The organism is Streptomyces sp. NRRL WC-3549 (genome assembly GCF_000721935.1).
Taxonomy (GTDB): domain Bacteria; phylum Actinomycetota; class Actinomycetes; order Streptomycetales; family Streptomycetaceae; genus Streptomyces.
In genome coordinates, this window is sequence record NZ_KL585457.1 from 9,926 (window position 1) to 10,439 (window position 514).

A 514-nucleotide genomic window follows, 5' to 3' on the forward strand; every position below is an offset into this window, starting at 1 on the left:
GATGTGACACTGCTCGAAAGGGTGCTCAGTGGACTTCGCAAGCTCTAGCGGCGGAGCGGCCCGCTCCACTACCTCGGCGAAGATCGTGGTGGCAGGGGGCTTCGGCGTGGGTAAGACCACGTTTGTCGGTGCCGTTTCGGAGATCAACCCGCTGCGCACCGAAGCCGTGATGACGTCCGCGTCCGCGGGCATCGACGACCTCACCCACACCGGGGACAAGACCACCACCACGGTGGCCATGGACTTCGGCCGCATCACCCTGGACCAGGACCTGATCCTCTACCTGTTCGGCACCCCCGGACAGGACCGCTTCTGGTTCATGTGGGACGACCTGGTCCGCGGCGCCATCGGCGCCGTCGTCCTCGTCGACACCCGCCGCCTCGCCGACTGCTTCCCCGCCGTCGACTACTTCGAGAACAGCGGACTCCCCTTCGTCATCGCCCTCAACGGCTTCGACGGACACCAGCCCTACACCCCCGACGAGGTCCGCGAAGCCCTCCAGATCGGACCGGAC

Annotated in this window: 1 protein-coding gene; it reads left to right on the forward strand. The window is 66.5% G+C overall.

What is annotated here, in order from left to right; translation table 11 throughout:
* Positions 1-28: 28 nt before the first annotated feature.
* A partial coding sequence (locus IH13_RS0135795; RefSeq protein ID WP_082317815.1) for a GTP-binding protein occupies positions 29-514 on the forward strand: 486 nt, incomplete at its 3' end.